General features: G+C 39.6%; 9 protein-coding genes and 1 pseudogene. 2 read left to right on the top strand and 8 right to left on the bottom strand.

The window, feature by feature from the left end:
- Positions 1-266 precede the first annotated feature (266 nt).
- Positions 267-404, bottom strand: a complete 138-nt coding sequence (locus tag HT693_RS04455; RefSeq protein WP_000149864.1) for a hypothetical protein — start codon at positions 402-404, stop codon at positions 267-269.
- A gap of 20 nt (positions 405-424) precedes the next feature.
- The gene (locus HT693_RS04450) at positions 425-1,156 is read right to left on the bottom strand and encodes a cyclase family protein (RefSeq protein WP_001281647.1); all 732 of its coding nucleotides are present in this window, start codon (positions 1,154-1,156) and stop codon (positions 425-427) included.
- Between the two features lie 254 nt (positions 1,157-1,410).
- Here HT693_RS04450 and HT693_RS04445 point away from each other — a divergent pair, with 254 nt between their 5' ends.
- Positions 1,411-1,947: a BioY family transporter gene (locus HT693_RS04445; RefSeq protein WP_000750390.1), complete on the top strand. Its 537-nt coding sequence runs from the start codon at positions 1,411-1,413 to the stop codon at positions 1,945-1,947.
- Between the two features lie 378 nt (positions 1,948-2,325).
- On the opposite strand, the pseudogene HT693_RS04440 reads toward HT693_RS04445, so the two are convergent.
- A pseudogene (locus HT693_RS04440) lies at positions 2,326-2,862 on the bottom strand (Rgg/GadR/MutR family transcriptional regulator); the annotation flags it as partial.
- A 123-nt stretch (positions 2,863-2,985) separates the two neighbouring features.
- Between HT693_RS04440 and HT693_RS04435 the strand changes: the two are divergent.
- Positions 2,986-3,327, top strand: a complete 342-nt coding sequence (locus HT693_RS04435) for a metal-sulfur cluster assembly factor (protein ID WP_001206380.1) — start codon at positions 2,986-2,988, stop codon at positions 3,325-3,327.
- Positions 3,328-3,628: 301 nt separating this feature from the next.
- On the opposite strand, the gene ilvD is transcribed toward HT693_RS04435, so the two are convergent.
- The 5 genes from ilvD to HT693_RS04410 form a co-directional block, all read right to left on the bottom strand.
- Entirely contained in the window at positions 3,629-5,332 is a 1,704-nt protein-coding gene (ilvD, locus tag HT693_RS04430; RefSeq protein ID WP_172924937.1) for a dihydroxy-acid dehydratase, read from the bottom strand.
- A gap of 232 nt (positions 5,333-5,564) precedes the next feature.
- Positions 5,565-6,497 (bottom strand): transketolase family protein, encoded by a 933-nt coding sequence (locus HT693_RS04425; protein ID WP_000986379.1) that lies wholly within the window; start codon positions 6,495-6,497, stop codon positions 5,565-5,567.
- Positions 6,494-7,351 (bottom strand): transketolase, encoded by an 858-nt coding sequence (locus HT693_RS04420; protein WP_000603571.1) that lies wholly within the window; start codon positions 7,349-7,351, stop codon positions 6,494-6,496. Before HT693_RS04420 ends, HT693_RS04425 begins: the two co-directional genes overlap by 4 nt.
- Positions 7,352-7,354: 3 nt before the next feature.
- Positions 7,355-8,701 carry a PTS ascorbate transporter subunit IIC gene (locus tag HT693_RS04415; RefSeq protein WP_000975292.1) on the bottom strand — a complete coding sequence of 449 codons (1,347 nt, stop codon included), beginning with the start codon at positions 8,699-8,701 and terminating at the stop codon, positions 7,355-7,357.
- Between the two features lie 12 nt (positions 8,702-8,713).
- Positions 8,714-8,998 carry a PTS sugar transporter subunit IIB gene (locus HT693_RS04410; protein ID WP_000912476.1) on the bottom strand — a complete coding sequence of 95 codons (285 nt, stop codon included), beginning with the start codon at positions 8,996-8,998 and terminating at the stop codon, positions 8,714-8,716.

Below are 8,998 nucleotides of genomic sequence, written 5' to 3'. Positions count from 1 at the left end.
ATAAGACCACCATACTGGGTTAAATGACCTCCATCGAAAGATAGTTGGTAAAAAGACTTGTTTTGGAAGTGATGATTTGGTAAACTGTTCATGTGAGTTTCCTTTCTTTTTGTGTTTTTTTCTACACTTATACCATAAAGGGGAAACTCTTTTTTGTCTAGTAAAAAACACCCATTGGGTGAAAAAAGAAACCATCCAGGATCTAAGCTAAGGCAAGGATTCTGGAGGGTTTTTAGATTAGGGGTGAATAATTGGGGTTTAACTTACTATTCACTCAAATCATATTCATACTCAATTGGGCTGATATCACCAGCTGCGAAGGCTTCACGCGCTTGAACAAGCGCTTTTGGACGAAGGAAGGAACCAACATGATCTACTCGGAAAGGTGCGTGTGTATGTGTCATCTTTTTCTCCAATTCTATTTCTAAGGTAAAATTGCTAAAGCACGAACAGGCGAACCAGTCGCTTGATTCCAGTTAGGGAAACTGATACTAATCAGGGCACTTGTAGCAGGCACTTGATTTAGGTTGGCTAATACTTCTACCTGATAAATATCCTGCTCCAAGAGATAGTATTCATTGAGAAGCCCATGCTCAGCAGCAGGAATGCCTGCATCAGTGTCAAAAGTCTCATGACCGACGGCCTTGACCTGACGTTCATGAATCAAAAATTCTAAGGCTTCTCGGCTCCATCCAGGACTCTGTTGCACCCCATTTTCATCAAGATTACGCATAGCATCTTGATCAGGCCAACGTTTGGACCAGTCTGTCCGAAAAGCTACAAAAGACTCTGGCAGGATTTGTCCATGTTCCGCTTCAAAGTCCAAGATATCTTGCTTCGTCAAAATATAGTTTGGATTTTCAGCTACTGCTGCCGACTTATCGATAACAAAAAGAGGCAAAAGCAAGTCCTTGAGGTCAATCTCCTCCAACCAACGACCACCTTCAACAAAGTGAATCGGAGCATCAATGTGGGTACCGTACTGACCAACCACAGAAAACTGTTGCACATGGAATCCATCCTTCAAAGTGAATAAATCCTTCTTTTCCAAGGCTGGAAGAGCTGGGAAATGCGGGCTATTTTCATCAATACGATGGCTTAGATTGACCCATTTCTTTGATTTTAACGTTTCATAAAGCGATAATAAATCAGACATGACAGAACCTCCTTGATAGAAACATAGTTTCAAACTATATCAGTTGTAATAGATGCTTCTATTATACCAGCAAAGAATTCCCTAAACAAGCATTTATCGATTATATCGCATTACTCTTTTCTTGAGGTATATATAGTTTTAAACTATACCTTTCGACTGCCACACTATTTGTTACCTATGTTTAAAAATAAAGTTGACAATCTGTCAAAATCCATTATAATAATTACCATAAAAACAAAAAGAGGTTGACAATCTTGAAAAAATCATACACCTTAGTTCTTCCAGCTATCGGGGCTGCCTTGATTGCTGTGCTGGCTCAGATTACCCTTCCCCTTGGTCCTGTTCCCTTCACATTGCAAAATTTAGCGATTGGGCTAATTGCTACTATCTTTCGTCCTCGTGAAGCTCTTCTATCTGTAGGCCTCTACCTCCTTTTGGGTGGAATCGGTCTTCCTGTCTTTGCTGGGGGAAGTGCTGGTTTTCATGTCCTGGTCGGACCAAGTGCAGGCTACCTCTGGTTTGATTTGCTTTATGCCGGAGTGACCGCCTATCTGACCCATCCCAAAACCAGTCCCCCTAAAATTTTTCTGGCCAATCTACTAGGAGATAGTCTTGTTTTTGTCGGTGGCATCCTGGGACTACATCTCTTATCGGGTATTCCTCTAGCACAAGCTACTACAGTCGGTGTCCTACCATTTATACTCCCTGACCTTGGAAAACTAGTAACCATCACCCTACTTAGCCAACCTATTTTTAGAAGTTTGAAAGGACAAGGCTATTTTCAACAATAATAAAAAGAGGCTGGAACAAAATTCCGACCCCAAATATAAAAAAACGAACAAAACTATTTTTCTGGTAATCAGAATTTTGTTTTGTTCGCTTTTTTATTCAATTATAGATTTGAATAGCTTAATAGTTAAGGTTTTAAAAATTGAAATCTTTTTATACACGATTGTTTAAAAAGTTATCGCTACATCATTTTCAGTAACATGATAACTAAGCTCCTTAACATTGATATCAGCCATTGCCCTCATCCAGGAAATTGCGGATGAAGTTTGGGGCTAATACTCTTCGAAAATCTCTTTAAACTTTGTCAGCGTCGCCTTGCCGTACGCCAGTACTGCCTTCGGCTATCTTCCTTGTTTGCTTTTTGATTTTCATTAAGTATTACGTACCATCTCTCTAACATACCTAGTGAAAAGAGAAGCAGATAGAAATTGTGAACTGACTGAAAATAAATTGAGTTCATAGATTCCCCAAATCTCGGTAGAAAACAAATAATCATGAAGGACTTTCCCTTCCTCTGCCGTTAACTCTACCGTATCATCCATGCTCTTCATATAAGACTTAATCATAATGGCATTTAAAATATGTTTCTGTTTGTTTTGAGAATGGACATGCTTTTGATACTCCTTGCGATACAAGTCCTCAAGAGGAGCTATATTCTTTGGATCCAAGACATCTATGATTTCTTTTCTCAACTCAGAATCTGTATCATACTGAAAACCTCTCGCCAGAAAGAGAATTTCCTCTACACTGGCAGATATATTTCCCAAGGCAAATAGAAACTTTTCCACCGAAAGCTCACTCTGACCTGTTTCAAAGCGGGACAACATAGACGGCGAAAATTGTCCCCCGGTTGCTTGTCTCAGTGAGATATTTCTTGACTCTCGTAATTGTCTAAAGACTTTTCCAATCTGCTCCATAGACTTCCCCTTGATTCCGTATTTTCTTCATTTTATCATATTTTTCAGAAAATTCATCAAAAGCTTGCCAAATTGTCAGAGTTATGAGAAAATAGGGGATATTTATCATGTGGAGGGACTGTAATGAGAGAGGATATCAAAATCAATGACCGTGCTTTGGCCTTGCAAGATCAAATTATCGAAAAACTAGAGAAGGTTTTTGATACAGATGTGGAATTGGATGTTTACAATCTAGGGCTGATCTATGAAATCAATCTGGACGAAACAGGTCTCTGCAAGATTGTCATGACCTTCACTGACACCGCCTGTGATTGTGCCGAAAGCCTGCCTATTGAAATCGTTGCAGGTCTGAAACAAATCGAGGGGATCGAAGATGTCAAGGTTGAAGTTACCTGGTCGCCTGCTTGGAAAATCACACGAATCAGTCGCTATGGCCGTATTGCCCTTGGACTACCACCTCGTTAATCAGACCAATCACTTTTAAAGATGAAAAAAGCAAGCCGAAAATGGCTTGCTTTTTGATACTCAATGAAAATCAAAGGGCAAACTAGAAAACTAGCCGCAGGTTGCTCAAAACACTGTTTTGAAGTTGTGGATAAAATTGACGAAGTCAGCTCAAAACACTGTTTTGAGGTTGTGGATGGAACTGACGAAGTCAGCTTAAAACACTGTTTTGAGGTTGTGGATAGAACTGACGAAGTCAGTAACCATACCTACGGCAAGGCGACGTTGACGTGGTTTGAAGAGATTTTCGAAGAGTATGAGTTTATTTTTTACCTGACTTGTCCATATTCCAGAAGTCTGTCACGGCTCCGCGTGAAGCAGATGATACGATGTGGGCATATTTACCGAGGACACCACGGCTATAAAGTGGTGGCAAGGTTGTTTCTGCCTTGCGTTTTTCAAGTTCTTCTTCGGATACGGCCATGGAAATTTCTTTGGTATCTTGGTCAACCGTAACGATATCGCCTGTACGAAGATAGGCAATTGGTCCACCATCCTGAGCTTCAGGAGCGATATGTCCAACAACCAGACCATAAGTACCACCAGAGAAACGTCCATCCGTCAAGAGGGCCACCTTGTCTCCTTGACCTTTACCAACGATCATTGAAGAAAGGGACAGCATCTCAGGCATACCAGGACCACCCTTAGGTCCAACGAAACGAACAACGACTACATCGCCATCAACGATTTCATCTGTCAAAACAGCCTGAATGGCATCTTCTTCTGAGTCAAAGACCTTAGCTGGCCCAACGTGACGACGCACTTTAACACCTGATACCTTGGCAACTGCACCGTCAGGAGCAAGGTTTCCGTTCAAGATGATAAGCGGACCGTCCGCACGTTTTGGATTTTCAAGTGGCATGATAACTTTTTGACCTGGTGTGAGGTCTGCAAAGTCAGCCAAGTTCTCAGCAACTGTCTTACCAGTACATGTGATGCGATCTCCATGAAGGAATCCATTTGCCAACAAGTACTTCATAACCGCAGGGACACCACCGACTTCGTAGAGGTCTTGGAAGACATACTGACCAGATGGTTTCAAGTCGGCCAAGTGAGGCACACGCTCTTGGATCGCATTGAAGTCCTCAAGTGACAAGTCAACATTGGCAGCATGGGCAATGGCAAGCAAGTGAAGAGTGGCGTTTGTAGAACCACCGAGAGCCATCGTCACAGTGATGGCATCTTCAAAGGCTTCACGAGTCAAGATATCTGATGGTTTGAGACCAAGCTCCAACATCTTAACAACAGCACGTCCTGCTGCTTCGATATCTTCTTTCTTATCAGCTGATTCAGCTGGGTGAGATGAAGAACCTGGCAAACTCATACCCAAAACTTCGATAGCAGTCGCCATGGTATTAGCAGTATACATACCACCACAGCCACCAGGGCCAGGGCAGGCATTACATTCAAGACGTTTCACGTCCTCAGCTGTCATGTCACCGTGGTTCCATTTTCCGATACCCTCAAAGACAGAAACCAAGTCAATGTCTTTGCCATCAAGATTTCCCGGTGCAATCGTTCCACCATAGGCAAAGACTGCAGGGATATCCATATTGGCAATGGCAATCATAGATCCAGGCATGTTCTTGTCACAGCCACCGATAGCGACGAAGGCATCCACGTTGTGACCACTCATAGCCGCCTCGATGGAGTCCGCGATGATGTCACGAGATGTTAGAGAGAAACGCATACCAGGCGTTCCCATAGCGATCCCGTCTGCTACGGTAATAGTTCCAAACTGTACAGGCCAAGCGCCTGCAGATTTGACACCTTCTTTAGCCAGTTTCCCGAAATCATGCAAGTGAATGTTACATGGTGTATTTTCCGCCCAAGTCGAAATCACTCCCACAATCGGTGTTTCAAAGTCCTTATCTGTCATACCAGTCGCACGAAGCATAGCACGGTTTGGTGATTTTACCATACTGTCATAAATGCTACTGCGGTGACGTTTATCTAATTCAGTCATTTGTTCCCTCCCATTTCAGTTTTTACTATTATAGCACATTTTAAAAGCAATGAACAGAGGAAAATTCTTGAATTTTCAGAAAATTCTATATACATATGAAATATTTAAAACTAAAAACAACAAAGCGGATTAGGGCACTTTCTGATGACCAGAATATGCTTTTTAATCCGCTTTCTTTAAATAACGTACTGTAATTGTTACAAAAATTCTTTCAGAACAGTGTATTCAACATCTATCTTGCATTATAAATTTCTAGAACTTTCTCTTTTATATTCGATTCACTCAAACCATACTCATTAAGAAGATAATCCACTTTCCCTACTTGACCGAATCTTTCTTGAACACCCATCCGATGAATTTTTGTTATTCCATCATCAGAGAATAATTCACATAAAGCACTGCCAATTCCACCTATCTGATTGTGGTTTTCTACAGTAAATATAGTTTTTCCACTTAACATTGTTTTTATCTGTTCTGGTATCGGTTTGATTCTAAATAAATCTATCACACCTACTGAATAACCTAATTTAGACAGTTCATCTGCAACTCGAATACTTGGAGCAACCATTATGCCAGAAGCAACGATTACAAGATCTTCCCCGTGTCTTAACTCAATGTAGCCTTTAGAAAAATCTTCTCCACCTTGATAGACAGCCTCTGGAGCTTTTCGAATTGTTCGAATATATTTTAGTCCTTTTAATTCTAATGTCTGGTTCAAGATTTCACGAAATTGGATATCATCAGTTGCTTCGAAAATGATCGATTTAGGAATTAAACGTAACAATCCAATTTCTTCAAATGGCATATATGTCCCACCATTCATTTCCGCAGTTACTCCTGCATCTGATCCAATAACAGTGGCATCCAATTGTGCGTATCCAAGAGAAATAAATAATTGATCAAATACTCTTCGTGAAGCAAAAGGGCCAAATGTATGAAGATAAGGTCTAAACCCCTGAATAGACAAGCCTGCTGCAAGGCCGACCATTTCTGCTTCCATAATCCCAACATTCACATAACGGTCTCCAAAGTCCTTTTCAAGATTATGAGTAGCCATCGAACTTGACAAATCGGCTTCTAAGACTACTATATCAGAATCACTTTGATTAGCCTCTAAAAGGAAGTCTCTATATACATGCCGTAATTCTTTCGTGCTTCTCATCATTCTGTTTCCTCCAATTCCTGACTTAATCTTTCTACAACTGAAGTTAACATTTGTTTCTCCTCTACAGTAGGGCGAAGATGATGATTGGATTTCATTTCTTCCAGCTCTTGAACCCCTTGACCTTTAATAGTATCTAATACAATGCACTTAGGTGATGAATTATTTGACTGTTTTAATTGGACAATCCCTTCATAAATTTCTCTAATATCTGAACCCTTGACCCTAATGGATTCAAATCCAAATGCTGAAAATTTTTCTACGAAGTCACCTGGATTACAAATATCCTTTGTAAAACCATCTAATTGTTTTTTGTTATCATCAACAAATACAATTAAGTTGGATAACTGTTGCTGAGAAGCAAACTGTATAGCCTCCCAACATTGTCCCTCATTTAACTCACCATCTCCAACAATAGCATAGGTATAAAAGGGACTTTTTCTTATTCTCTGACCATATGCAAGTCCGGTTGCAACACTAATTCCCTGTCCTAAAGAGCCAGTTGTCATATCTATGCCCGGCGTTAGATTTCTATCAGGATGAGACGGTAATTTGGTTCCATTTGTATTTAAAGAATATAAGAATTCTTTGTCAAAGAAACCATTCAAATAGAGTGTACTGTATAGAGCTGGTCCTCCGTGACCTTTTGATAATATGAAATAATCTCTATCTCGTGCTGCAAATATTTCTGGAGTCATTGGCATTATTTCACCATAAAGCACTGCTAGAACTTCTACGATAGACAGACTTCCTCCGTAATGTCCGAATCCAAGATGATTCAATGTTCTAAGAGTATTTAATCGGATGTTAGTCGCAAATTTTCTTAACTCATCTTCTCTATTTTCACTTAAAATCATCCCTTACTCCTCCTTTGCAGATGGCTTTTTAATAAAGGATACTCCAAACATAACTGCTAGAATAAGAACAAGACCAATCACAATGCCTGCTTGTGAACCAAATTGATTTAACATTCCTAAAATAATTCCTGATAGACCAAAATCTGCATCTGAGAAAGTTGATCCTTGGAAACCAAGTCCTCCCAAAACTGGCATTAAAAAGACTGGAAGAAAACTGATTAAAATACCTTGTAAAAATGCTCCAATAGTGGCTCCACGAACACCACCAGATGCATTCCCAATGACACCTGCAGTCGCTCCACAGAAGAAATGAGGCACAACGCCTGGTAAGATAACAACCGTTCCTGAAGCAATCATAATTGCCATACTTACTAAACCACCAATAAAACTAGAGATAAATCCAATTAGAACTGCATTGGGTGCATAAGTATAAACAATCGGACAATCCAAAGCAGGTTTTGAATTAGGTACAAGACGCTCTGAAATACCTTTAAAGGCTGGAACAATTTCACCCAAAATAAGGCGAACACCTGCTAAAATAACAAATACCCCTGCTGCAAATTGACCTGCTAATTGTAAAGCATAAACTAGACCACTTGTACCACTACTGATTTCTTTTTCTATATATTCTGACCCTGCAAAGATAGCTACAATAATGTAAATAACTGCCATGGATAAAGTAATACTAACAGTGCTATCACGTAAAAAAGCTAAACTCTTTGGAAATTTAATGTCCTCTGTTGATTTTGATTTGTCACCGATAAGGCTACCAGTAAAACCACTCAACCAATATCCCAAAGAACTGAAATGACCTAAAGCCACCTTGTCATTTCCAGTTAATTGAACCATATATTTTTGCACAAATGCTGGGGAAATACTCATAATAATACCGAGTGCTAATCCTCCTAGTAAGATAAGAGGCAAGCTAGTAAAGCCAGCAACTGATAAAATGACCGCAATCATACATGCCATATATAGAGTGTGGTGCCCTGTTAAAAAAATATATTTAAATCGAGTAAAACGAGCGATTAAGATATTGAACACCATGCCTGCAAACATAATCATTGCAGTAGCTGAGCCATATGTTGTTAAAGCTACAGCTACAATTGCTTCATTATTCGGCACAACGCCAGATAAATGAAAAGCATGCTCAAACATGGTACCAAATGGATTTAAAGAATTTTGTACAATTCCTGCACCACCAGATACAACTAAGAAACCAACAAAGGTCTTAATTCCACCTTTAATAATATCAGGTAATTTCTTCTTCTGAAGAACTAATCCTAAAATTGCAATTAAAGCTACTAAAATAGCTGGTGTACTAACAATATCCAATATGAACTTCATCATGACGCTAGCCTCCTATATAAGTCCTTTTTCTTCACAAAGTTTAGTAATTAATTCTCGTAGTTCATCCATATCAATAATACTATTTAAGATACGAACATCTCCAAGATGACTAGCTGAATCAGCTAGATCACGACCAACAATCCAAATATCAGCTGCATTTGGATCTGCTCCACCTAAATCATAATGTTCAACTTCTACATCTGAAACATTCAAATCACTCAATACAGATTCAATATTCATCTGTACCATAAAACTTGAACCTAATCCTGAACCACAAGCTGTACCAATTTTTAACAT

Origin of the sequence: Streptococcus sp. 2154, from assembly GCF_013277255.1 — a bacterium.
GTDB classification, from domain to species: domain Bacteria; phylum Bacillota; class Bacilli; order Lactobacillales; family Streptococcaceae; genus Streptococcus; species Streptococcus pseudopneumoniae.
The sequence above is the reverse complement of the archived record's forward strand: the minus strand, read 5'-3'. Positions and strand labels throughout refer to the sequence as shown.